Origin of the sequence: Stenotrophomonas sp. UBA7606, from assembly GCF_002477705.1 — a bacterium.
Taxonomy (GTDB): domain Bacteria; phylum Pseudomonadota; class Gammaproteobacteria; order Xanthomonadales; family Xanthomonadaceae; genus Stenotrophomonas.
Window position 1 is genome coordinate 1 of the sequence record NZ_DLJW01000105.1, and the last position, 24303, is coordinate 24303.

The window sequence follows — 24303 nt, forward strand, 5'->3', positions numbered from 1 at the left end:
CACGCGGACCAAAGCCCCTCTCCCCTCGCGGGAGAGGGGAGCAAAAGCAAATGATGCGAGTTCCAGCATTGCCGGCACTCGCGCGGACCAAAACCCCTCTCCCCTCGCGGGAGAGGGGAGCAAAAGCAAATGATGCGAGTTCCAGCATTGCCGGCGCTCGCGCAGACCAAAGCCCCTCTCCCCTCGCGGGACAGGGGTTGGGGAGAGGGGGAAAGCTCTCACCCCACACAACAACAACCCAAGGGAACCCACCCCCATGTCCCACGTCCCCCAGATCAAGATCCCGGCCACCTACATGCGCGGCGGCACCTCCAAAGGCGTGTTCTTCCGCCGGGAAGACCTGCCGGCCAGCGCGCAGCAGCCCGGCGTGGCCCGTGACCGCCTGCTGCAGCGGGTGATCGGCTCGCCCGATCCCTATGCCAAGCACACCGACGGCATGGGCGGCGCTACCTCCAGCACCAGCAAGTGCGTGATCATCGCGCCGAGCTGCAAGCCCGATCACGATGTGGATTACCTGTACGGGCAGGTGTCGATCGACACCGACTTCGTCGACTGGTCCGGCAACTGCGGCAACCTGTCGACCGGCGCGGGCGCGTTCGCGCTGCATGCAGGCTACGTCGATCCGGCACGCGTGCCCGAGAACGGCATCTGCGCGGTGCGCATCTGGCAGGCCAACATCAACAAGACCATCATCGCCCATGTGCCCATCACCAACGGTCAGGTGCAGGAAACCGGTGACTTCGAACTGGACGGTGTCACCTTCCCGGCCGCCGAGATCGTGCTGGAGTTCATCGATCCGGCCGATGAGGGCGAAGGCGAGGGTGGTGGCGCGATGTTCCCCACCGGCAACCTGGTCGATGAGCTTGATGTGCCCGGCGTGGGCACGCTGCAGGCGACGATGATCACTGCTGGCATTCCCACGGTGTTCGTCAACGCGCAGGACATCGGCTACACCGGTGCCGAGCTGCAACCCGCCATCAACGATGACAAGGCGGCGCTGGCAAAGCTCGAGGCAATCCGTGTTGCCGGCGCGCTGCGCATGGGCCTGATCAAGACCCCTGAAGAGGCGCTCAAGCGCCAGCACACGCCCAAGGTCGCCTTCGTCGCGCCGCCGCAGGATTACCTGTCCAGCGGCAACAAGCAGATCCACGCCGGCGACATCGACCTCAATGCCCGCGCCATGTCGATGGGCAAGCTGCACCACGCGATGATGGGCACGGCCTCGGTCGCCATCGCCACGGCAGCGGCCGTGCCGGGCACCCTGGTCAACGTCGCCGCCGGTGGTGGACAGCGCGATGCAGTGCGCTTTGGCCATCCGTCCGGCACGCTCCGCGTCGGTGCCGCGGTCGAATCGGTGGATGGCCAATGGACCGTCACCAAGGCGGTGATGAGCCGCAGTGCACGCATCCTGATGGAAGGCTGGGTACGCGTGCCGGGTGATGCGTTCTGACTGAACAGGTGTGGCTTCCGCCAGGGCGCGCCTGGCTTTGCCAACCCGGGTGGAACACATCCCCGACGTCGATGGGACGGGTTGATCCGTAAAATGAACCGCCTCTCGTCATTGGCGGCACACCAATGTCAAATCCTGTTTGCGCGCCTGCGCCCAGCTCGCGCTGGCTGTTGCCGGTGCTGGCGTTGCTGTCGGCGGTGGCACCGCTTGCCACCGACATGTACCTGCCCTCCCTGCCACGCATGGCACATGACCTGGGCACCAGTGCGTCCGGCATCCAGCTCACCCTGACCGCTTTTCTCGCCGGTGTGGCCAGTGGCCAGTTGGTGATTGGTCCCCTCTCCGATGGCATGGGCCGGCGGCGTCCTTTGCTTGTCGGTACGGTGCTGTGCCTGTTGGCCAGCATTGCCTGCGCGTTGAGCGGTGGCGTGGAGATGCTGATCGCCGCGCGCTTCCTGCAGGGTTTCAGCGGTGGCGCCGGTGTGGTGCTGGCAAGAGCCATCATCGCCGATACCAGCAGCGGTGCCACTGCAGCCAAACGCATGAGCCTGATGATGGTGATCGGCGGCCTGGCACCGGTGCTGGCGCCGCTGATCGGCGGGCTGGTTGCCAGTGTGGCCGGGTGGCGGGCAGTGATGTGGGTGATCGTCGCCCTGGTGGCGCTGATGTATATGGGCGTGCTGTTGGTGGTGGCGGAAACCCTGCCTGCGTCTGCAAGGCAGGGCGGTGGCCTGCGCGGGATGCTCGGCAATGCCGGCAAGGTGCTGGGCACGCCGCGCTATGTCGGCTTCGCCCTGACCATGGTGTTCGCGTTCGCGGCCATGTTTTCCTATATCTCCGCCTCGCCCTTCGTCCTGCAGAACGTGATCGGCCTGAGCGAGAAGCAGTATGCGATTGCCTTCGGCTGCAACGCGCTAGGCCTGATGCTGGGCAACATCGTCAATGTGCGCTTGGCGGGCAAGGTGGCGCCGCGCCGCCTGTTGAGTATTGGCGTCAGCGGACTGTTGTTGATGACAACGGTACTGGTGGTCCTGGCCTTGGCCGGCATGCCGCGTTGGCCGGCGCTGCTGGCGCTGTGGCTGGTGATGCCGTGCCTGGGCCTGACTTACGGCAATGCGGTGGCGCTGGCCTTGGCCGAGGTCCGCGCCCATGCGGGTGCGGGCTCCGCCTTCATCGGGACGTTCCAGTTCCTGGGCGGTGCCCTGGTGGCGCCGTTGGTTGGCCTGGGCGGGGACCACGATGCCCGGCCCATGGCTTTCACCATGCTGTTGCTGGCGGGCTGCGCGGCCATCGCGCTGTTCAGGACATTGCGGCTGCGCGACGCCTGAATGTTGGCGGGATCCTCGCACGGGGCTGGGTATACTCGGGCGATCTGCTGGAGGACGCCATGGATAACAGGATGTCGGTGGGCAAGCGCTGGGCTGCAGTCGCCTTGATGGCGCTGGCCCTGGTTGCAGGATGCAAGCGCAATGAGAGCGGGCAGTTGCCCGGGGCCAGCGGGGAGGCGATCAAGACCACGCAGGAAGAGGTCAAGGGCTTTGCCATGCTGCGCGCCTATCCGGACCAGAAGAGCGGCGACGGCCTGGCGCTGGCGGTGGAGTTCTCGCGGCCGCTGGTCGGCACCCAGGATTTCGACAAGCTGCTGCGCTTCGAGGAGAAGGTCGGCAACGAGGACAGCAGCTGGTCGCTGTCCGACGACGGCAAGACCCTGCGCTATCCCTATGTGGAGGCGGCCAAGGAATACACCCTGATCATCTCCGCCGACCTGCTGGCTGCTGACGGCAACCGGCTGGGCAGCGAGGTCAAGCAGAAGGTGTTCACCGGCGAGCTGGACCCGGCGGTGGGCTTTGCCTCGCAGGGCAGTGTGCTGCCGGCCAAGGACAGCCGCGGCCTGCCGGTGGTGTCGGTGAACGTGCCAGAAGTGGACGTCGAGTTCCTGCGCGTGCGCGAGAAGGACCTGCCTACCTTCTTCAGCCAGTACCAGCGCGGCGGCCGCCGCGGCAGCTGGGAGCTGGACAGCGAGTACGGCGACAACACCCCGCTGAACCAGCTGGCCGAGCCGGTCTACGTCAACCGCTTCGTGCTGGGTGGCAAGCAGAACGAGCGCGTGCTGACCTACCTGCCGATCCAGGACGTCAAGGAACTGCAGCAGCCGGGCCTGTACTTCGCGGTGATGAAGCGCACCGGCAGCTTCGACAACGAGTTTGATACCGCCTTCTTCACCGTCAGCGATATCGGCCTGCACACCCGGGCCTACAAGGACAAGCTGTTCGTGCATACCGCTTCGCTGGCCGACGGCGCGCCGGCCAAGAAGGTCGAGCTGAAGGTCATCGACGGCAAGGGCGAGGTCATCCTCAAGGGCCAGACCGATGCCAATGGCAACGCCCTGCTGAACTACACGCTGGATGCGGCGCATGTGCTGGTGGCCAGCAGGGGCAGCGACACCACCATGCTGCCGTTCAACCAGCCGGCGCTGGACCTGAGCGAGTTCGCCGTGGCCGGCCGCCAGAACGCGAATTTCGATGTCTTCGCCTGGTCCGGACGTGACCTTTACCGCCCGGGCGAAACAGTGCGCATCTCCGCGCTGCTGCGCGACAACGACGGCAAGACCCTGGCCGGGCCGGCCACCGGCGGCCAGCCGGTGTTCCTGCGGCTCAAGCAGCCCGATGGCAAGACCTTCCGCGAGACCCGCCTGCAGCCGGGCGAGCAGGGCTATTTCGCGTTCGAGCAGACCATCCCGGTGGAGGCGCCTACCGGCCGCTGGACGGTGGAGTTCCGTACCGACCCGGGCAGCAAGGAAGCGGTGCAGGGCATGACCCTGCGCATCGAGGAATTCCTGCCCGAGCGCATGAAGCTGGACCTGGACAGCGCGCAGAAAACGCTCAAGCCGGGCGAGGCCCTGCAGCTGCAGGCCGATGCGGCCTACCTGTACGGCGCGCCGGCCGACGGCAACCGCTTCACCGCACGCTTGGCGGTGGCGGTGGAGCAGCATCCGGTGGAGGCCATGCCGGGCTGGTTCTTCGGCGACCCGACCGTGCAGTTACCGCGCGAAGCCAATGACGTGATCGATACCACCCTGCCCAAGGACGGCAAGCTGCGCCAGGACGTCGCCCTGCCAGCCGAGGCAGGCAAGGCCACCACCGTGGCCGCGCTGCTGTCCGGCAGCGTCTATGAGACCGGCGGCCGTACCGTTACCCGCACCCTGAAGCGGTTGATGTGGCCGGCGCCGGTACTGGTGGCCGTGCGTCCCCTGTTCAACGACGCCGATGGTGCCGATGCCAATGCCAACGCGCGCTTCGAGCTGATGCGGGTGGACGCCGAGGGCAAGCCGCAGCCGGCCAAGGGCCTGAAGGTCACTCTGGTGCGCGAACTGCGCGACTACCACTGGACCTATACCGACAACCGCTGGGATTACGACTTCACCCGCCGTTTCGAGAACAAGGAAACCCGCACCATCGATGCCGGGACCACCGCGGCGCGTTTCGATTTCCCGGTGGAGTGGGGCGAGTACCGGGTAGACGTGTTCGACCCGGCCACCGGCCTGACCATGCGCTATCCGTTCCGCGCCGGCTGGAGCTGGAATGACGACAACCGCGGCCTGGATGCGCGCCCGGACAAGGTCAAGCTGTCGCTGGACAAGGCGGCCTACCGTGACGGTGATACCGTCAAGGTCACGCTGACCCCGCCGCATGCCGGCCGTGGCCTGCTGATGGTGGAAAGCGACCACATGCTGTACGTGCAGGACATCGACGCCAAGCCGGGCAGCACCTTTGAAATCCCGGTCACCAAGGACTGGGAAAGCCACGATGTCTACATCACCGCACTGGTGTTCCGTGGCGGCACCGCGCCCAGCAAGATCACCCCGGCGCGTGCCGTGGGCGTGGCGCATGTGCCGATGGACCGTCGCGACCGCCGGGTTGCGGTCGGTTTGATCGCACCCAAGCAGATGCGTCCGGAGCAGCCGATGACGGTGACCGTCAGCGCGCCGGAACTGGCCGGCAAGCCGGCGCACGTCACGGTCTCGGCGGTGGACGTGGGCATCCTCAACATCACCCGCTTTCCGGTGCCGGATGCACCGGCGCATTTCTTCGCACAGCGCCGTCTGGGCGTGGATGCCTATGACATCTACGGCCGGGTGATCGAGAGCTTCGAGGGCAACAGCGGCAAGCTGAAGTTCGGTGGCGACATGGCCTTGGCGGCCTTGCCGCAGGCCAAGCGGCCGACCGCGCGGGTGCAGACCGTGGACCTGTTCTCCGGGCCGGTGGCGCTGGACGCCAAGGGCAATGCGCGGGTACGCCTGCAGGTACCGGATTTCAACGGCACCCTGCGCGTCTCGGCGCTGGTCTACTCGGCCGACCGTTACGGCAACCGTGACGTGGAAACGCTGGTGCGCGCGCCAATCCTGGCCGAAGCCAGCATGCCGCGGGTGATGGCGCCGGGGGACCGCAGCACGGTGACCCTGGACGTGCAGAACTTCACCGGCAAGCCCGGCGAATTTGCCGTGCGGGTGGACGGTGAAGGTCCGCTGGGCATCGCCGAGGCAAGCCGCAAGGTGCAGCTTGGCGTGGATGCCAAGAGCACCCTGAGCTTCCCGCTGAGCGCGCAGGAAGGCTATAGCGTGGCCAAGGTGCGGGTGCGGGTGGATGGCAATGGCTTCAAGGTGGACCGGCGCTATGACCTGCCAGTGCGCGCGGCCTGGCCGTCGGTGCTGCGCTCGCAGACCCGCACCCTGGACCCGCTGGTACCGGTCAACCTGGACAGCAGTTTCGCCAACGGCCTGATGGACGGTTCGGTCAATGCCCGCATGCTGGTCAGCGCGCTGCCGCCCATCCCGTTCGCGTCGGCCTTGCAGGGTGCATTGAACTACCCCTATGGCTGTGCCGAGCAGACCACCAGCAAGGGCTATGCGGCGCTGATGCTGGATGAGGCCACCTCGGCCATGCTGGGTGCCGACGGCCTGGATGCCAAGACCCGCCGCGAGCGCATGGAGGGCGCGTTCGGGCGGCTGGCCTCGATGCAGGTGGCCAACGGCAACTTCTCGATGTGGGGCGACGACGACTACATCAATCCGGCATTGACGCCGTATGTCGCCGAGTTCCTGCTCGACGCCAAGGACGCCGGTTTCGCGGTGCCGGAGAACGTGCTGCAGAAGGCCTTGAACCGCATCAGCGAAGACCTGCTCAGTGGCGGTAACCAGTTCTACGGCAGTGATCGCCGCGACGGTTTGAAGTTCGCCAACCAGGCCTATTCCGGCTACGTGCTGGCACGGGTCAACCGCGCGCCGCTGGGTACGCTGCGCACGCTGTGGGACAACGAACGCAGCAAGGCGGTGACCGGCCTGTCGCTGGTGCACCTGGGCGCGGCGCTGGCGATCCAGGGTGACAGCAAACGCGGCCAGGCGGCGATTGCCGCCGGCTTTGCCAAGTCCAGCGCGGACCGTCCGGAGTACTTCGGCGATTACGGCACCCGCCTGCGCGACGAGGCCTTGATGATCGCGTTGCTGCACGAGCGCGGCCTGTCCAAGCCGGAGTACGACGCGCGCGTGATCGATCTGGGCCGCACCCTGGATGTGCGTCGCGGCAACGGCCTGATGTGGCTGAGCACGCAGGAACAGGTGGCGCTGGCGCGTCTGGGCAAGGCTCTGATGGCCAACCAGAAGAAGCTGGTGTCCGGTGAGCTTGTGGTCGGCGACAAGGTCGAGGCCATCGATGCCCGCAAGGCCTTCGGTCGCGTGTTCGACATGGCGCAGCTGGCACAGGGTGTGCGGTTCTCGCCGCAGGGCGAGGCACCGATGTTCGCCAGCCTCGACGTTGCCGGTATTCCGCGCCAGCCGCCGGCGCCGGACAACAGCATGATCGGCATCGAGCGCGCGTGGTTCGGCACCGATGGCAAGCCGTGGACGCCGCGGCCGTTGAAGGAAGGCGAGGCCTTGATCGTACGGCTCAGCGTCACTGCAAATTCGAACATGCCCGATGCCTTGATCACCGACCTGCTGCCAGCCGGTCTGGAGATAGAGAACTTCAACCTGGGCGATGCCAAGCAATGGGCCGACGTGGTCGTGGGTGAGGTGCAGATCAGCGACCGTTCGCGCGCCGCCGACGTCAAGCACGAGGAGTTCCGCGATGATCGCTACGTGGCGGCGCTGAAGCTGTCGCGTGGTAGCACCGCGCACGTGTTCTACCTGGTGCGTGCGGTCACCCCGGGCACCTACATGGTGCCGCCGCCGCTGGCCGAGGACATGTACCGTCCCGACCTGCGTGGCGTAGGCCGTGCCAACCCCAGCACGATCACGGTGGTGCAGCCGTAATCGGCTCCTGCTCCCTCCCTTTGCCAACGGCAAGGGGAGGGCTGGGGAGGGGTAAGCTCTCCCACGGCCAAGCCAATCCGCCCCAGCCCCCCAGCTCACGTTTGAAGAATCGTCCCCAGTGAAAGCGCGCTTCCCCAGGCTGAAACCTCTTGGCTCCTGCCTGCGCGCCGTGTTCACGCTCCGCAACCTGCGCTGGGCGCTTGCCGCACTGCTGACCTTGCTGCTGGTGCTGGACCTGGCATTTCCCTTGCCGCTGCCGAAATCGCGCGACACCAGTACCCTGGTGGTGGCCGCTGACGGCACGCCGCTGCGCGCCTTTGCCGACGCCGAAGGGGTGTGGCGCTATCCGGCCGATGCAACGACTATTTCGCCGCTCTACCTGCAAGCGCTGCTGACCTACGAGGACCGCTGGTTCTGGCGCCATCCGGGCATCAACCCTTGGGCGCTGCTGCGGGCCGGCAAGCAGATGCTGCTGGAACGGCGCATCGTCTCCGGTGGTTCCACCCTGACCATGCAGGTCGCGCGCATCCTCGATCCGCATACGCGCACGCCCTGGGGCAAGCTCAAGCAGTTGCTGCGGGCGCTGCAGCTGGAAGTGCACCTGAGCAAGGCGCAGATACTCGATCTTTACCTGGAACGCGCGCCCTACGGCGGCACCATCGAAGGCGTGGAAGCGGCCAGCTGGGCCTACCTGGGCAAGTCCGCCACCCACCTGTCACAGGCCGAGGCCGCCTTGCTGGCGGTGCTGCCGCAGTCTCCCAGCCGGTTGCGCCCGGATCGGCACCCCGAGGCCGCGCAGCGCGCCCGCGACAAGGTGCTGGCGCGCATGGCCGAGCTGGGCGTGTGGTCGGACGAGGAGGTCGCCGATGCGCGGGTTGAATCGGTGGTCGCGCGTTCGCTGCAACAGCCCCTGCATGCCGCCTTGCTGGCACAGCGCCTGCGCAGTGCCCAGCCACGCGTGGCGCAGATCGAGACGACCATCGACAGCGGCCTGCAACGTACGCTGGAAGAGCGCGTGGCCGCGTATTTCTCGCAGTTGCCCGAGCGCACCTCGGCGGCCTTGCTGGTGATGGACAACCGCACCCTGGAGGCGCGCGCCTATGTTGGCTCGGTCAGTTTCGGCGACAAGGCGCGGCTGGGGCATGTGGACATGGTGCAGGCCTGGCGTTCGCCCGGTTCCACGCTCAAGCCCTTCCTGTATGGCATGGCCCTGGACGATGGCCTGATCCATTCGGAAAGCCTGATCGTCGACGCGCCGCAGAGCTTCGGTGGTTATCGACCGGGGAACTTTGATGCGGCGTTCAACGGGCCGGTCGGCGCGGCCACGGCATTGCGTTTGTCCTTGAACGTGCCGTCGGTGGATCTGCTGGACCGGGTTGGGCCGGCGCGCTTTGCCGCGCGGCTGGGCAATGCCGGCATCAATCTGCGTTTTCCGCGGGGCACCCAGCCCAGCCTGGCCTTGATCCTCGGCGGTACCGGCGCACGCCTGGAGGACCTGGTTGGCGCGTTTTCAGCCTTGAACCGCGACGGTATCGCCGGCCGCGTGCGGTATACGCCCGAGGACGCGCGCATCGAACGCCGCTTGATCTCGCCGGGCGCGGCATGGATCGTGCGCGACATACTCGAATCCAATCCGCGTCCCGGTTACGGCGTGGGCACCTTCGATACCGGCAACCGCCCGCGCGTTGCCTGGAAGACCGGCACCAGCTACGGCTACCGCGATGCCTGGGCGATAGGCAGTACCCGCACCTATACCGTCGGGGTCTGGGTTGGACGCCCGGACGGCACGCCCTTGCCCGGCCAGTACGGTGCGGTGACCGCCTTGCCGTTGATGTTCGAGGTGATCGACAGCCTGCCGCGACAGGCCGGTGACAATGCCGTGCGCGCGCGGCCAGACAGCGTCAGCGAGGTCGAGATCTGCTGGCCGCTGGGCATTGCCGCCGCGCAGACCCCGCCGGCCATGTGCCAGCGCCGTTTCCCCGCCTGGGTGCTGGAGGGCGTGGTGCCGCCCAGCTTCCCCGAACGTGAGGCGCGGTTGTGGCAATCCGGGCGCCTGCGTTTCCAGGTGGATGCAACAACCGGCCAACGCGTGTCGCCCGGCTGTGAGGGGCATGCGCGGGTTGAAGATCGCGAGATCGCTAGGTGGCCGGCGTTGGCTTCACCTTGGCTGAGCGTCGCCCAGCGACAGGCACAGGCGCTGCCGCCCTTGGCGGCGGACTGTGCAGACGACGGCCGGCAGTCGGACGGTGTGCTGCATATCGAAGGCCTCAATGACCTGGCCACGCTGGCCCGCCCGCCGGGCGCGCAGCACGGCCCGCGCCTGCAGTTGCGTGCGCTGGGCAGCGAGGCGACGATCGAATGGCTGCTGGATGGCCGCTGGATTGCCCAGACCCAGGGCACGCGCGGCTTCACCCGTGATTTCAACGACGCCGGCGAACACACGCTGACCGCGCTGGCCGCCGACGGCGCCTGGACCCGCGTGCGCTTCCGCGTGGTGAACTAGAAAGCCGGTAGTGCCGAGCCATGCTCGGCAGAGGCTTTCCCAGCAATGCCCGTAGTGCCGAGCCATGCTCGGCAGAGGCTTTCCCAGTAGTGCCAGTAGTGCCGAGCCATGCTCGGCAGAGGCCTTCCCGGCAATGCCCGTAGTGCCGAGCCATGCTCGGCAGAGGCTTTCCCATTAATGCCAGTACTGCCGAGCCATGCGCGGCAAGGCGCTTTCCAAACAATGCCTGCACGACCGCAAGCCACGAAGCCGACACCTGCGAAACCCGCTGCGCATCTGCAATCGGATTGATTGACAGCCTCGCGGCTCGCGCCATTCCAACAAGGTTGTGGGATTGCCGGTAACGCCCGTGCCGAGCATGGCTCGGCACTACAGGAGGGCGGGTTTACTCGCCTATCCAGCCTTCCAGCATGTCGGCGAACTCGTCGGCGTGGTCTTCTTCCTGCGCCAGGATCTGTTCGAGGATGCGCTTGGTGGTGGTGTCCTTGTCACCGACGAAGTTGATCATCTCGCGGTAGCTGTCGATGGCGATACGCTCGGCGATGAGGTTCTCGCGCACCATGTCGCGCAGGTTGCCGCCTTCCTTGTACTCGGCGTGGGCGCGCGCGGTGAGGGTGTCCGGATTCAGATCCGGCTCCCCTCCCAACTGCACGATGCGCTCGGACAACAGCGCCGCATGCGCCTGTTCCTGCTGCGCATGCTCCAGGAACTCGGCCTTCACCGCATCGGCCAGCATGCCCTTGGCCATGTAGTAATGGCGGTAGTAGCGCAGCACGCATACCCACTCGGTGGCCAGCGCATCGTTCAGCAGTTTGATCACCGCCGTGCGGTTGGCGGTGTAGGTGGGCGTCACCGCACCATCCTCGATGCTCTTGCGTGCGTTGTCACGCAAGGTCTTGCGATCGGTTATACCTGCCAACTGCGTGGTTTTTGCGGGTTTGGCGGCGGGCTGCTTGCTCATGGCTGGCCTTTCCTTCTGTTGCGCCCCTATGCGGGCAGATGGGCGAGCACGTGCTCGGCCCCGGATACCTCGAATTGCCCCGGCTGTTCGATATAGGCGGCACGCACCACGCCGTCTTCCACATACAGTGCGAAGCGCCGTGAACGCATGCCCATGCCCGAACCGCTGGCGTCCATCTCCAGGCCCAGCGCGCGGGTGAAGTCACCATTTCCGTCGGACAGCATCTGCAGCCCGTCCGGCACCGACTGGCTCCTGGCCCAGGCCTGCATCACGAACGGATCGTTCACCGCCATGCAGAACACCTCGATACCGCGCTTGCGGAACTCTTCGAAGTGCTCGACATAGCCGGGCAGGTGGCGGGCAGAGCAGGTCGGGGTGAAGGCGCCCGGCACGGCGAACAGCACGGCTTTGCGGCCGTCGAACAGTGCATGGGTGTCGATCGTTTCCAAACCTTCGCGCAGACGCTTGAGGGTCACTTCCGGAATGCGATCACCGACGTTGATGGACATTGGGGGCTCCTAGGCTGAATTCGAGTTTAAAGAGGCGGTGGAAGCGCCGCGTCAACAGCTTGAAAAGGCGGTCTTCACACAATACGTCCTTGGCATGGGAAAGGCAGTGCCATTCCGGCGTGCCAGCCCCCCCATCTTGCAGGAGGACATCATGAGCATCGTACGTTACCGCCAGTGGCCGACCCAGTCCGAGATTCATCAGTTGTTGTCGCCGCTGCTCGAAACCGTTACCAACAACACCGCGTCGGCATGGCTGCCTGCCGTCGATATCCGCGAGGAAGCCAACCGTTTCGTGGTGATGGCAGATCTGCCCGGTGTTGACCCCGCCAGCATCGACGTGCAGATGGAAAAGGGCGTGCTGACCATCAGTGGCCAGCGCAGCATGCCTGAGCTGGCCGAAGGCCAGCGCCTGACCCGCAGCGAGCGCGGCCAGGGCGCCTTCAACCGTCGTTTCGTGCTGCCCGACAGCGCTGACGCCGAGGGCATCGTTGCCCATAGCCACAACGGGGTGCTGGAAGTGCGCATTCCCAAGCGCAGCGAGGCGGCACCGCGCCGCATCCAGGTGGTGCAGGGCCAGCCCAGCGCCTGAGCGGCGTGAGCGAACTTCCACCTGCGCAGTGGCCGTGGCCCGGTAGAATGGGGCCACGGCGCCTGCCGATTGCACGATGGCCCGTTGCCGCAAGGTGTCGGGCCAGTTTTTTTTCAGAGGTGTATGGATGGAATTCAAGGATTACTACGCCACGCTCGGGGTTGAGCCCAGCGCCGGTGATGCCGAAATCAAGACCGCTTACCGTCGGCTGGCGCGCAAGTACCATCCGGACGTAAGCAAGGAAGCCGGCGCCGAGGAGAAATTCAAGGCGGTCAACGAGGCCTATGAGGCGCTGCGCGATCCGCAGAAGCGCCAGGCCTATGACCAGTTGCGCGCGCAGGGCTACCGCCCCGGCGAGGAGTTCCACGCGCCGCCGAACTTTGGCGGCGGCCAGGGCTTCGATTTCGAAGAGGTGTTCGGCGGCGGTGGTGCCGGCGGCGGCTTCAGCGATTTCTTCGAAAGCCTGTTTGCGCGCCAGCGTGGCGGCGCCGGTGGCGGAGGTCGGCGACCGGGCCCGGGCTTTGGCGGTGCAGGCCCGCAGCCGATGCGTGACACCCGCGCCAAGCTGTCGGTGCCGCTGGAGGCCGCCTACAACGGCGACAGCCTGCGCATCACCGTGGATGGGCGCCAGCTCGACGTGCGCGTCCCCAAGGGCATCCGCCCGGGCCAGGTGATCCGCCTGGGCGGGCAGGGCAGCGGTGGCGGCAACCTGATGCTGGAGGTGGAGTACGCCTCGCACCCGCAGTTCGAGGTAGACGGCCGCAATATTCTCTACACCTTGCAGGTCACCCCTTGGCAGGCGGCGCTGGGCACCAGCATCAGCGTGCCTACCCTGGGCGGTGCGGTGGAGTTGAAGGTGCCGGCCGACTCGGACAGCGGCCGCAAGCTGCGCCTGCGTGGCCGTGGTTTGCCGGGCAAGCCCGACGGCGACCAGATCGTGGAGTTGGAGGTGGTGGCGCCGGTGGCGGGCAACGAGGCCCAGCGCAAGGCGTACAAGGACCTGGCCAAGGCGTTTGGCGAGGGCTGAGTGCGGCTTTGTTTACGCTGCTGATGTCGGAGAGAAGCGGGCTTTGCCCGCTTTTCTTTTTTCTTTGGTTTATATCTTTAGCTGGAAGCTTCTCTTCACCCCAACCCCTCTCCCGCGCGCGGGAGAGGGGCTAGTGCACTACGAGCGCAAGCAATCCGAGCCCCTCTCCCGCCCGCGGGAGAGGGGTTGGGGTGAGGGCAAGCTTCTAGCAAGCAAACCCAAAGCAAACCCCAACAACCAAAAACAAGAAAGGCGGGCAAAGCCCGCCTTCCCAAACGCTTTCCCCAAGAAAGCAGTTTCACCCCACCGGCGGTGCCTCGGCACTGAACACCTGCGCGATCACCGCCGACAAGTCCTCCTCGGTGAACGGCTTGGTGATGTAAGCCTTGGCCCCCTGGCGCATGCCCCACAAGCGATCAGTGTCCTGGTCCTTGGTGGTCACCAGGATCACCGGGATGTGCTGGGTGGTGGCCTCGCGCTTGAGCGTGCGGGTGGCCTGGAAACCGTTGAGGTTGGGCATCACCACGTCCATCAACACCAGGTCCGGCAGCACCTGCTTGGCAACCTCTACCCCGGAGGCGCCATCAGTTGCGGTGAAGATTTCATGCCCCAGTTTTTCAACGATGCGTTGGATGCCCATCAACTGCGATGGTGAGTCATCGACAATCAGGATACGCGCCATGTTTTTCCCCAAGTAATGCCGGCAGTGTAGTGCCGGCCTGCTCCCGGCGTGAAGCCGCGCGTTCCACGCCGGGGTTGTGCTGTGACTTGCGTCGATCAATTCTTACGACGGTGCGGCCGAAGGATTTGCCGTCCAGCATGGTCGAAAATACCTCCGGCAGTTCGTCCAGCGCCACTTCGCGGGTACAGATGCGGTCCAGGTGACGCGGCTTCCAGTCGCTGCCCAGTCGCTGCCAGACCTGCTCGCGGATGTCGCGGGCGGTGCCGGCCGAGGCCACGCCCAGCAGCGATACGCCACGGATGATGAAGGGCATCACCGTCATGTCCAGCTCGCCGGACGCGGCCAGGCCGGCCGAAGCGACATTGCCATAGGGCGCGGTCTGCGCCAGCAGGCTGGTCAGCATGCTGCCGCCGACGTTGTCCAGGCCGCCGCCAAAGCGGGCCGATTCCATCGGTCGGGTGGTGGCCAGGGCATCGCGGCCCAGTATCTGGCTGGCGCCGATGGCGGTCAGGTAGTCCGCAGCCTCGGCCTTGCCGCTGATGGCATGCACCTCGAAACCGGCGCGGCTGAAGATGTCCACTGCCAGCGAGCCGACCCCACCGGTGGCACCGGTGACGGCCAGTGGGCCGTGGGCTGGCCTCTGCCGGTTGTCGGTCATGCGCAGCAGCGCCAGCGCGGCGGTGAAGCCGGCCGTGCCCAGCACCATGGCCTCGCGCAGGCTCAACGCCGCCGGCAACGGGATCACCCACTTGGACTCCAGCCGCACGTACTGGCTGTAGCCACCGTCGCGGGTCTCGCTCAGGCCGCAGCCGGTGGTCAGTACCTGGTCGCCCTCGCGGAAGGCCGGGTCGGTCGAGGCCACCACCTCGCCGGCCACGTCGATGCCGCCCACCAGCGGGAAGCGGCGCAGGATCTTGCCCTTGCCGGTGCCGGCCAGCGCGTCCTTGTAGTTCACCGAGGACCAGCGGGCGCGGATGACCACCTCGCCGGGGCTGAGCTGGTCCAGGCCCAGCGACTCCAGCCCGCTGCGGTAGCCGGCGTCGTCGTTGTGGATACGGAAGGCGGTGAAGGGGGCATTGGCGGACATCGGGGGGTCTGCATTGGTACGGGAGCGACCACCATAGCGGTTGCGAAACGGCAGGTCTGCCCCTATTGAATGACCGTGCAGGGCGCGTTGCCAGGCGTACCGCAGGCCGGCTGGCGTGCGGTGCCCGATATGGCGGCGATCGGCCGGTATACCGTCCCGTTAAGGCAGGCGCTGACCGTGTTCAGTGTCTGCCTTGCTAGAATCGGGATTCGATTGATGGCCGGACCGTGGCGGGAGCTCCCGCAGCCGGCCCTTACAGATGGAGCATGCATGGCCTGGAATACACCCGGCGGCAACAGCGGTGGTGGTGCGGACGATAATCGCGCCCCGCGCAAGCCGCGTGGCGGCAATGGCGGAGGTTGGGGCGGTGGACTGCCCGGGCCGCTGCGCGACCTGTTTGATGGCGGCATCTGGCGCTGGGTGCTGGTTGCCCTGGGCCTGCTGTTGTTGTTCTCCAGCTTCCAGCTGATCGGCGAACAGCAGCGTGGTGTGGTGCTGCGCTTCGGTCAGTTCTCGCGCATCCTGCAGCCGGGCCCGAACTTCAAGCTGCCGTGGCCGATCGAGTCGGTGGCCAAGGTCAATGCCACCCAGATCAAGACCTTCAGCAGCAACGTGCCGGTGCTGACCCGCGACGAGAACATCGTCAACGTGTCGGTCAACGTGCAGTACCGGGTGGATGATCCGCGCCAGTACCTGTTCGGCACGGTTGATGCCGACCAGATGCTGGAGCAGTCCGCGCAGAGCGCGGTACGTGAGCAGGTGGGCCGTGCCGACCTGAACTCGGTGCTCAACAACCGTGGCCCGCTGGCCACGGTGGCCGAACAGCGCCTGCAGGCCTCGCTGAAGGCCTATAACACCGGCTTGACCGTGACTGGCCTGACCCTGCCTGACGCGCGCCCGCCGGAAGAAGTGAAGCCGGCCTTCGACGAGGTCAACGGTGCCCAGCAGGTCAAGGAACGCCTGATCAACGAGGCCCAGGCCTATGCCGCCAAGGTGGTGCCGGAAGCGCGCGGCCAAGCCTCGCGTGCGCGTACCACCGCCGAGGGTTACAAGCAGGCGATCGTGGCCCGCGCCGAAGGTGACGCGCGCCGCTTCACCCTGTTGCAGGGCGAATACAAGAATGCCCCGGAAGTCACCCGCAAGCGCCTGTGGCTGGAAACCGTGCAGGAAGTGCTGGCCGAGAACCGCAAGGTCATCGGTGGCGATGGCCGCCAGCTGATTTATGTGCCGATGCCGGCCGATGCCGGCAAGACCAGTGCTGCACCGCAGCTGACCCCGGAAATGGTTACCCCGGCCTTGCCGGCCGCGGGTGACAGCATTCGCAACGCGGACCGCTCGGTCTCGCGCTCGGCATCGCGTGAGGAGGCTGGCCGATGAAGAATTCAGTCGTTATCGGCATCATCGTCGCCGCCTTGCTGGGCCTGTTGGGCTCGGTCTATGTAGTGCGTGAAGACCAGACCGCCATGGTGCTGAACCTGGGCAAGGTGGTGCGTGCCGACATCAAGCCGGGCCTGCACTTCAAGGTGCCGCTGGTGGAAACCGTGCGGGTGTTCGACCGCCGCTTCCAGGTGCTGGACACCGCCCCGGCGCGTTACTTCACTGCCGAGCAGAAGGACGTGAGTGTCGACTTCTTCGCCATCGGTTACATCTCTGACGTGCGTTCGTACTACCGCGCCACCGGCGGTGACGGCAAGGTGGCCAATGCCCGCCTTGCGCCGATCATCACCGACTCGCTGCGTAACCAGATCAACTCGCGCACCTTGCAGGCGCTGGTGTCCGGCGACCGTGGCGAGCTGATTGCCGGCCAGCTGAAGGCGATCAACGATGCCATCGTGCCGCTGGGCATGCAGATCATCGACCTGCGCATCAAGCAGATCGACCTGCCGACCGACAGCCAGGTGATTACCGACGTCTACGAGCGCATGCGCGCCCAGCGCAAGCAGGAGGCCGCCAAGCTGCGCGCCGAGGGCGAGGAGCAGTCGCTGACCATCCGTGCCCAGGCTGACCGCGAGAGCACCGTGATCGTGGCCGAGGCAGAGCGTGACGCGCAGCAGCTGCGCGGTGAGGGCGACGCCCAGGCCGCGTCGATCTACGGCAAGGCCGGCTCGGCCGACCCGTCGTTCTATGCGTTCTACCGCAGCCTGGAGGCCTACCGGGCCTCGATGACCGACGGCAACGGCGTGATCGTGCTCGACAAGAACGACCCGTTCCTGCAGTACATGAAGAGCGATCGCTGATCGCTTGACCTTTGGCCCCTCTCCCACCGGGAGAGGGGTTGGGGTGAGGGCAAGGGGCGGGAAGCCCCTGATGTCCCTCATTCGGTGGGCTTCGCCCGCACCCTCATCCGCCCTACGGGCACCTTCTCCCGGGGGGAGAAGGCAATGGCTATAGCGCATGCAAGACCTCTTTTCCGCCCTCTGCCTCGTGGCCGTCATCGAAGGCCTGTTCCTGTTCGTCGCGCCGCTGGCGTGGAAGCGGATGGCCGCACAGATGCTGGAGCAACCTGCAGCATCCCTGCGCGCAATGGGCGCAGCGGCGCTGTTCGTTGGCCTGGCCGTCCTCTGGTGGGCCCGCCACTGAACCAAAGCCTGACGGCCATACCATCCTGAACTCGTGGGGGTGGTAGCTGCCATGCAAAACCCGGATAATCCAGAAAAGCCGGTCGGGCGAGCTCCTTCAAGAGCATCCCCGTTCGGCTTTTTCCGTGTATGACCCTGCCGTTTGCCGGAGGCTCCCCGATGGGGTTTCCACCAAGGCGGACCATGGGCGGTACACGGCCCCGTCCGCGGCCCCGATGGCCGCAGCAAACTCAGGAGTTACCCGTCATGGGTCAATCAGTTGTCGTTCTCGGCGCCCAGTGGGGCGATGAAGGCAAGGGCAAGATCGTCGATCTGCTGACCGAGAAAATCGGCGCAGTGGTACGTTTCCAGGGTGGTCACAATGCCGGCCATACCCTGGTCATCAACGGCAAGAAGACCGTCCTGCACCTGATTCCGTCCGGCATCCTGCGCGATGACGCGCTGTGCCTGATCGGCAATGGCGTGGTGATTTCCCCGGCCGCGCTGCGCAAGGAAATCGAAGAGCTGGAAACGGCTGGCGTGGAAGTGCGTTCGCGCCTGAAGATCTCGCCGGCTGCGCCGCTGATCATGCCTTACCACATTGCCCTGGATCAGGCCCGTGAGAAGGCGGCTGGCGGCAAGGCCATCGGCACCACCGGTCGCGGCATCGGCCCGGCCTATGAAGACAAGGTGGCACGTCGCGGCATCCGCATCGCCGACCTGCATTACCCGGAACAGCTGGCTGAAAAGCTGCGCGCCGCGCTGGATTACCACAACTTTGTGCTGACCAAGTACCTGGGCGTGGAACCGGTGGATTTCGATACCGTGTACCAGGAAGCACTGGCCTTCGGCGAATACGTCGAGCCGATGAAGTCCGACGTCGCCGGCATCTGCCATGACCTGCGCAAGCAGGGCAAGCGCGTGCTGTTCGAAGGCGCCCAGGGCGCGCTGCTGGACATCGACCACGGCACCTACCCGTACGTCACCAGCTCCAACACCACCGTTGGCGGCGCACTGGCCGGTACCGGCGTGGGCGCTGACTCGATCGATTACGTGCTGGGCATTGCCAAGGCCTATGCCACCCGCGTTGGCGGCGGCCCGTTCCCGACCGAACTGGACGACGAAATCGGCCAGGGCATCCGTGACCGTGGCGCCGAGTACGGCGCATCGACCGGCCGCCCGCGCCGCTGCGGCTGGATGGACATCGTCGCGCTCAAGCGCGCCGTGGCCATCAACGGCATCTCCGGCCTGTGCATCACCAAGCTCGATGTGCTCGACGGCATGGAAAAGCTGAAGGTCTGCATTGCCTATGAATACCGTGGCAAGCGCTCGGAATACGCACCGCTGGACGCGCAGGGCTGGGAAGAGTGCACCCCGGTGTACCTTGAGTTCCCGGGCTGGAGCGAAAACACCCACGGCATCACCGAGTGGGACCAGCTGCCGCCGGCCGCGCGCGCCTACCTGCGTTCGCTGGAAGAACTGGCTGGCTGCCCGATCTCGATCGTCTCGACCGGTCCGGACCGTGACCACACCATGATCCTGCAGGATCCGTGGGGCTGATAGTGGCACCGTGATGCAACAGGCAACGCCCCGCGAAAGCGGGGCGTTGTCGTTCTGGGCTAGGAGACCGGCTTCGCTGTAGTGCCGACCCATGGTCGGCAGCGAGCGGCACCGGGAATGCTCCTGCCGAGCATGGCTCGGCACTACCTCCGGCTTCGCGATGGTTGGCAGCAGGCCGGCCTCGCTGTAGTGCCGACCCATGGTCGGCAACGAGGGTTACCGGGAATGCCTCTGCCGAGCATGGCTCGGCACCATCTCCGGTTTCGCGATGGTTGGCAGCAGGCCGGCCTCACTGTAGTGCCGACCCGTGGTCGGCAACGAGCGGCACCGGGAATGCTTCTGCCGAGCATGGCTCGGCACTACTTCCGGCTTCGCGATGGTTGGCAGCAGGCCGGCCTCACTGTAGTGCCGACCCGTGGTCGGCAGCGGGGGTACCGGGAATGCCTCTGCCGACATGGCTCGGCACTACCCGATGGCTGGCAGCAGGCGGCCTCGCTGTAGTGCCGACCCATGGTCGGCAACGAGGGTTACCTGCAGTGCCTCGGCCGAGCATGGCTCGGCACCATCTCCGGCTTCGCGATGGTTGGCAGCAGGCCGGCCTCGCTGTAGTGCCGACCCATGGTCGGCAACGAGGGTTACCGGGAATGCCTCTGCCGAGCATGGCTCGGCACTACCTCCAGCTTCGCGATGGTTGGCAGCAGGCCGGCTTCCCTGTAGTGCCGACCCATGGTCGGCAGGGGGGATTTCCGGGAATGCTTCTGCCGAGCATGGCTCGGCACTACAAAGGGCTTGGCAGCGCCGGTAACGCTCTGCCGTCAGGGCTGATCGAGCGGGGTGCCGTTGAGCCGGCGCTCGACGATTTCCAGAATGGTGGCAATGCTGACACCGAACGAGCCGGCGTTGCCCGCATCAAAGGCCTCGCGCCATTGGCCGTAGCCCTGCAGGTATACCGGGTCCGGCGCGCGCTGGCCGATCCGCTGCAGCTGGCTGCGCTCCAGCGTCTGTGCGGTCACCGGTGCGTGCGCCAACTGGGTCATCACGCCCTTGGGCAGGCGCGGGTTGCGGATCTTCAACCCTTCCAGGGTGACGTGATAGATGTTGCCCCCGCCCAATGGGTGCTTGTCGATGCGGTTGATCAGCAGGGTGGGGTGCTCGCCATCGTGGCGGCCCTTGCAGGCCCACAGCTGGCCAACGGCGTAGTCGGGGGTGGCGGTATTCTGGCTCATGGGGCAGGGCTCGGCGTGCAGTTGCGAGCGATCATGCCCCCATCGGCAGGTGCCTGGCTTGACCTGATCTGGCGGATACAGGCCGGCGCCAGGTACTTATGGCCGACGCTGGGAGGGGCCCGGGCTGGCTAGAATGGCGTGGCACGCCCCCGCTGCCCGCCTGACTGACCCGATGCGTATTGATCCTGCCGAAATTGAAGCGCTGTTCGACGCCATTCCCAGCGTGCTGTTCTTCGCCAAGGATGACGATGGCCGCTATACCCACGTCAACATGACCATGATGCAGCGGCTGGGCAGGAAGTCACGCAACGAGGTGATCGGCAAGCGTGCCGACGAGCTCTATCCGGTGGGCATGAGCGAGGCCTATGTCGCCCAGGACGCGCGGGTGTTGGCCGGTGAGGTCATCGAGAACGTGATGGAGCTGCAGTTGTTTCCCAATCAGCAGCCGGGCTGGTGCCTGACCTGCAAGCGCCCGATCATCGAGAACGGCAAGGTCATCGGACTGATCGGCATCTCGCGGGACCTCGGTCAACGCGGCGGGCTGGAGTCGCAGTACGAACCGCTGCGGTTGGCGCTGGATTACCTCAATACGCACTACGCCGAAAACGTGCGCATGCAGACCTTGCTGGACATCACCGGCTTCTCGCTGTCCAAGCTGGAGCGCTCGTTCCGCAAGGTGTTCCAGATGACCCCGCAGCAGGTGCTGACCCGCCTGCGCATCCAGATTGCGCTGCACCTGCTGCATGGCGAGGACAGCGTTGCCAGCATCGGCCAGGCCTGTGGCTTCAGCGACCAGAGCGCGTTCACCCGCAAATTCAAGGCCGAGGTAGGGATGGCGCCACGGCAGTACCGGGCCATGATTGCCGAACGGGCAGTGCCGGCGGCGGCGCGGACGTCCTAGGTTCGTCATGACTTCCGGGGGTGTTGGGCGTCCGTGGACAGGCCGATGATGCCGGTTCACCGGGCTTTGGCCCTGCTTACCCTGGAGCCTGGATGCGCCGTTCCCTTGTTGTTGCGATCAGCCTTGCGCTTGCCTGCGTTGGCGCGCCCGCCCTTCATGCCGCCGAGCCGGTAGCGGCCGCATCGGCCCGCGGCGAAGTCACCACGCAGCTGCCGCGGACCGCGCGGCCGGACCACTATCGGGTGGAGATCACCCCGCACCCGGCGCAGATGCGCTTTGACGGCAAGGTCAGCATCGATCTGGAGGTGCTGCAGCCCACGTCCAGCATCGTGCTGCAGGCAGCGGGCATGCAGTTCGGCAAGAGCCAGCTGCAGCCGGCAGGCGGTGGCAAGGCGATGGCGGCCACGGCACGCGTGGATGAGGCCAACCAGACCGCCAGCTTCAGCGTGACGTCGCCGTTGGTCCCCGGACGCTATACGCTGCTTATCGACTACACCGGCACCATCAATACCCAGGCCAATGGCCTGTTCGCACTGGACTACCCGGTGGCCGATGGCAGCAAGAAGCGTGCACTGTTCACCCAGTTCGAGAATTCCGATGCGCGGCGCTTCATTCCCTCCTGGGATGAGCCCGGCTTCAAGGCAACGTTCGACCTGAGCGTCAACGTGCCGGAAGCGGAAATGGCGGTCAGCAACATGCCGGTGGCCAGCAGCAAGTCGCTGGGCAAGGGGCTCAAGCAGGTGGTGTTCCAGACCACGCCGAAGATGTCGACCTACCTGCTGTTTTTCTCCAGCGGTGAATTCGAGCGCGCCACGGTTGACGAAGGCGGTACCGAGATCGGGGTCATTGCCCAGACCGGCAAGGTCGAACAGGCGCGCTTCGCGCTGGAAGGCAGCGCCGAGGTGTTGCGCGAGTACAACGACTACTTCGGAGTGAAGTACCCGCTGCCCAAGCTCGACAACATCGCAGCGCCGGGCGGTAGCCAGTTCTTCAGCGCGATGGAGAACTGGGGCGCGATCTTCACGTTCGAATATGCCTTGCTGCTGGACCCGGCGGTCTCCAGTGTGTCGGACAAGAAGGCGGTGTTCTCGATTGCCGCCCACGAGATCGCGCACCAATGGTTCGGCAATCTGGTGACGATGGCGTGGTGGGATGACCTGTGGCTCAACGAAGGCTTCGCCTCGTGGATGGAAGGCCGCACCACCCGCAAGCTGCATCCGGAGTGGGATATCAACAATGTCGATGCTGCGCACACCAGCCGTGCGGCGATGGGCCGCGATGCCTATGTCACCACCCATCCCATCGTGCAGCATGTGGCCACGGTGGAGCAGGCCAGCCAGGCCTTCGACGGCATCACCTATGGCAAGGGCGCGGCGGTGATCTCGATGTTCGAGGATTACGTGGGGGCCGATGCCTGGCGTGATGGTGTGCGTCGTTACATCGCAGCGCATGCCTATGGCAATGCGGTAACCGATGACCTTTGGGCCGAGATCGACAAGGCGGCACCGGGCAAGCGTTTCATCGATGTAGCCCATGATTTCACCCTGCAGCCGGGTGTGCCGCTGATCCGCGCCAGCAGCAGCTGCGTTGCCGGCAATACCCAGGTGAAGCTGAGCCAGGGCGAGTACACCATCGACCGCAAGGACAAGCAGCCACTGCATTGGCGTGTGCCGGTGAGCCTGCGCGTGGGCAATGGCGAAGTGCTGCACACCCTGGTCGATGGCGATACCGCCGTGCAGCTGCCGGGTTGCAGTGGTCCGCTGCTGGTCAATGCCGGGCAGAAGGGCTACTACCGCACGTTGTATGCGCCGGCGCAGTTCAAGACGCTGAGCGCGGGCTTCGACAAGTTGCCGGTGGTCGACCAGCTGGGTGTGATGATGGATACCAGCGCGCTGGCCGCAGCGGGCCTGCAGCCCGATGCAGACCTGCTGGATTTGATCGCGAAGATCAGCGCCGACGCGCCCATCGATCTCTGGGATATGGCCTCCGGCACACTGAGCGGCATCGACGGGATGTTCGACGGCGATACCGCGCGCCAGGCAGCCTTCCGCACTTATGCACGTTCGCGCCTGTCACCGGTGCTGCAGGAGCTGGGCTGGGACGGCAAGGACAGTGACTCGGCGCAGACCAAGGAACTGCGCAGTGGATTGATCGATACCTTGGCGGATCTGGATGACGCGGAGGTGATAGCAGAAGCGCAGCGCCGTTTTGATTCCTTCCTGGCCAAGCCGGATTCGCTGTCGCCGGACCTGCGCAGCAGTGTGTTGGGTGTGGTGGCGCACAATGCCGACGCGGCAACCTGGGACAAGCTGCACACGCTGGCCAAGCAGGAAACCTCGGCAATGGTGCGTGACCAGTACTACGCGCTGCTGGCGGTGGCCAAGGACAAGGCGCTGGCGCAGCGTGCACTGGACATGGCCTTGACCGACGAGCCGGGTGCGACCAACAGCGCGGGCATGATTGGCGGTGTGGCGCGTGAGCACGCGGACCTGGCGTTCGACTTCGCCGTGGCCCATCGCGAGAAGGTGGACACCCTGGTCGACAGCACTTCGCGTGCGCGTTACTACCCGGGCCTGGGCCGCAGCGCCGACAACCTGCAGATGGTGGACAAGATCAAGGCATTTGCGCAGGCGCATATCGCGCCGACCTCGCGGCGTGATGCCGAGACGGTGATTGCCGGGATCCAGACCAAGCTGCGACTGCGTGCGGAGCGCAAGCCGCAGGTGGATGCGTGGTTGAAGCAGAAGGGGTATTGAAAGCTGCAGCTGTTTGCTTGAAGCCCCTCTCCCGTTTACGGGAGAGGGGTTGGGGTGAGGGGAAGCTTCTAGCTAAGCAAAGTCAAAATCCCCCTCATCCGCCCTTCGGGCACCTTCTCCCGTAAACGGGAGAAGGGAGAAGGGAGAAGGGAGAAGGGAGAGCGGAAGCCAAAGCCAAAACCAAAGC

At 65.8% G+C, this 24303-nt stretch carries 16 protein-coding genes and 1 pseudogene; 12 read left to right on the forward strand and 5 right to left on the reverse strand.

Features of this window, described 5'->3' with window-relative positions; translation table 11 throughout:
* The first annotated feature begins 256 nt into the window (after nt 1–256).
* From prpF to pbpC, 4 genes are all read left to right on the forward strand, one after another.
* On the forward strand, nt 257–1450 hold the full coding sequence (gene prpF, locus B2527_RS12630; RefSeq protein WP_293714022.1) for a 2-methylaconitate cis-trans isomerase PrpF: 1194 nt from the start codon (nt 257–259) through the stop codon (nt 1448–1450).
* Nucleotides 1451–1575: 125 nt separating this feature from the next.
* The gene (locus B2527_RS12635; RefSeq protein WP_293714024.1) at nt 1576–2778 is read left to right on the forward strand and encodes a multidrug effflux MFS transporter; all 1203 of its coding nucleotides are present in this window, start codon (nt 1576–1578) and stop codon (nt 2776–2778) included.
* Between the two features lie 59 nt (nt 2779–2837).
* On the forward strand, nt 2838–7757 hold the full coding sequence (locus B2527_RS12640; RefSeq protein ID WP_293714026.1) for an alpha-2-macroglobulin family protein: 4920 nt from the start codon (nt 2838–2840) through the stop codon (nt 7755–7757).
* Between the two features lie 160 nt (nt 7758–7917).
* On the forward strand, nt 7918–10260 hold the full coding sequence (gene pbpC, locus B2527_RS12645; protein ID WP_414717086.1) for a penicillin-binding protein 1C: 2343 nt from the start codon (nt 7918–7920) through the stop codon (nt 10258–10260).
* A gap of 385 nt (nt 10261–10645) precedes the next feature.
* On the opposite strand, the gene B2527_RS12650 is transcribed toward pbpC, so the two are convergent.
* Both B2527_RS12650 and B2527_RS12655 read right to left on the reverse strand, forming a co-directional pair.
* Nucleotides 10646–11221 carry a ferritin-like domain-containing protein gene (locus B2527_RS12650; RefSeq protein ID WP_293714030.1) on the reverse strand — a complete coding sequence of 192 codons (576 nt, stop codon included), beginning with the start codon at nt 11219–11221 and terminating at the stop codon, nt 10646–10648.
* Nucleotides 11222–11247: 26 nt separating this feature from the next.
* Nucleotides 11248–11730: a peroxiredoxin gene (locus tag B2527_RS12655; protein WP_293714031.1), complete on the reverse strand. Its 483-nt coding sequence runs from the start codon at nt 11728–11730 to the stop codon at nt 11248–11250.
* Nucleotides 11731–11881: 151 nt separating this feature from the next.
* Between B2527_RS12655 and B2527_RS12660 the strand changes: the two genes are divergently transcribed.
* Nucleotides 11882–12319: an Hsp20/alpha crystallin family protein gene (locus B2527_RS12660; RefSeq protein ID WP_293714033.1), complete on the forward strand. Its 438-nt coding sequence runs from the start codon at nt 11882–11884 to the stop codon at nt 12317–12319.
* Between the two features lie 127 nt (nt 12320–12446).
* A complete protein-coding gene (locus B2527_RS12665; RefSeq protein ID WP_293714035.1) occupies nt 12447–13346 on the forward strand; it encodes a DnaJ C-terminal domain-containing protein in 900 nt (299 codons plus the stop codon).
* 298 nt (nt 13347–13644) lie between these two features.
* Here B2527_RS12665 and pilH read toward each other — a convergent pair whose 3' ends face one another.
* Nucleotides 13645–14028 (reverse strand): twitching motility response regulator PilH, encoded by a 384-nt coding sequence (gene pilH, locus B2527_RS12670; RefSeq protein WP_293714037.1) that lies wholly within the window; start codon nt 14026–14028, stop codon nt 13645–13647.
* 94 nt (nt 14029–14122) lie between these two features.
* Nucleotides 14123–15115 (reverse strand): annotated as a pseudogene (locus B2527_RS12675) (YhdH/YhfP family quinone oxidoreductase); the annotation flags it as partial.
* A 270-nt stretch (nt 15116–15385) separates the two neighbouring features.
* On the opposite strand from B2527_RS12675, the gene hflK reads away from it, so the two are divergent.
* From hflK to B2527_RS12695, 4 genes are all read left to right on the forward strand, one after another.
* On the forward strand, nt 15386–16492 hold the full coding sequence (hflK, locus tag B2527_RS12680) for an FtsH protease activity modulator HflK (protein ID WP_293714039.1): 1107 nt from the start codon (nt 15386–15388) through the stop codon (nt 16490–16492).
* Nucleotides 16489–17352, forward strand: a complete 864-nt coding sequence (gene hflC, locus B2527_RS12685) for a protease modulator HflC (RefSeq protein WP_293714041.1) — start codon at nt 16489–16491, stop codon at nt 17350–17352. The genes hflK and hflC overlap by 4 nt, the downstream gene beginning before the upstream one ends.
* A gap of 157 nt (nt 17353–17509) precedes the next feature.
* On the forward strand, nt 17510–17695 hold the full coding sequence (locus B2527_RS12690; protein WP_293714043.1) for a DUF2065 domain-containing protein: 186 nt from the start codon (nt 17510–17512) through the stop codon (nt 17693–17695).
* Nucleotides 17696–17940: 245 nt separating this feature from the next.
* Nucleotides 17941–19233, forward strand: a complete 1293-nt coding sequence (locus tag B2527_RS12695; RefSeq protein ID WP_293714045.1) for an adenylosuccinate synthase — start codon at nt 17941–17943, stop codon at nt 19231–19233.
* 815 nt (nt 19234–20048) lie between these two features.
* Here the strand turns inward: B2527_RS12695 and B2527_RS12700 are convergent.
* Complete coding sequence (locus tag B2527_RS12700; protein WP_293714047.1) at nt 20049–20459, reverse strand: hypothetical protein; 411 nt, start codon at nt 20457–20459, stop codon at nt 20049–20051.
* Nucleotides 20460–20631: 172 nt separating this feature from the next.
* On the opposite strand from B2527_RS12700, the gene B2527_RS12705 reads away from it, so the two are divergent.
* Entirely contained in the window at nt 20632–21360 is a 729-nt protein-coding gene (locus B2527_RS12705; protein WP_293714049.1) for an AraC family transcriptional regulator, read from the forward strand.
* A 92-nt stretch (nt 21361–21452) separates the two neighbouring features.
* A complete protein-coding gene (locus tag B2527_RS12710) occupies nt 21453–24116 on the forward strand; it encodes a M1 family metallopeptidase (RefSeq protein WP_293714051.1) in 2664 nt (887 codons plus the stop codon).
* Nucleotides 24117–24303: the final 187 nt, after the last annotated feature.

Excerpts from the sequence above, each read along its gene's own strand:
- hflC (WP_293714041.1), top strand. The coding sequence starts at position 16,489 with ATGAAGAATTCAGTCGTTATCGGCATCATCGTCGCCGCCTTGCTGGGC.
- B2527_RS12705 (WP_293714049.1), top strand. The coding sequence starts at position 20,632 with ATGCGTATTGATCCTGCCGAAATTGAAGCGCTGTTCGACGCCATTCCC.
- B2527_RS12700 (WP_293714047.1), bottom strand. The coding sequence starts at position 20,459 with ATGAGCCAGAATACCGCCACCCCCGACTACGCCGTTGGCCAGCTGTGG.
- B2527_RS12655 (WP_293714031.1), bottom strand. The coding sequence starts at position 11,730 with ATGTCCATCAACGTCGGTGATCGCATTCCGGAAGTGACCCTCAAGCGT.
- B2527_RS12710 (WP_293714051.1), top strand. The coding sequence starts at position 21,453 with ATGCGCCGTTCCCTTGTTGTTGCGATCAGCCTTGCGCTTGCCTGCGTT.
- B2527_RS12665 (WP_293714035.1), top strand. The coding sequence starts at position 12,447 with ATGGAATTCAAGGATTACTACGCCACGCTCGGGGTTGAGCCCAGCGCC.
- B2527_RS12695 (WP_293714045.1), top strand. The coding sequence starts at position 17,941 with ATGGGTCAATCAGTTGTCGTTCTCGGCGCCCAGTGGGGCGATGAAGGC.
- B2527_RS12635 (WP_293714024.1), top strand. The coding sequence starts at position 1,576 with ATGTCAAATCCTGTTTGCGCGCCTGCGCCCAGCTCGCGCTGGCTGTTG.
- pilH (WP_293714037.1), bottom strand. The coding sequence starts at position 14,028 with ATGGCGCGTATCCTGATTGTCGATGACTCACCATCGCAGTTGATGGGC.
- B2527_RS12650 (WP_293714030.1), bottom strand. The coding sequence starts at position 11,221 with ATGAGCAAGCAGCCCGCCGCCAAACCCGCAAAAACCACGCAGTTGGCA.
- hflK (WP_293714039.1), top strand. The coding sequence starts at position 15,386 with ATGGCCTGGAATACACCCGGCGGCAACAGCGGTGGTGGTGCGGACGAT.
- B2527_RS12640 (WP_293714026.1), top strand. The coding sequence starts at position 2,838 with ATGGATAACAGGATGTCGGTGGGCAAGCGCTGGGCTGCAGTCGCCTTG.
- B2527_RS12660 (WP_293714033.1), top strand. The coding sequence starts at position 11,882 with ATGAGCATCGTACGTTACCGCCAGTGGCCGACCCAGTCCGAGATTCAT.
- B2527_RS12690 (WP_293714043.1), top strand. The coding sequence starts at position 17,510 with ATGCAAGACCTCTTTTCCGCCCTCTGCCTCGTGGCCGTCATCGAAGGC.
- prpF (WP_293714022.1), top strand. The coding sequence starts at position 257 with ATGTCCCACGTCCCCCAGATCAAGATCCCGGCCACCTACATGCGCGGC.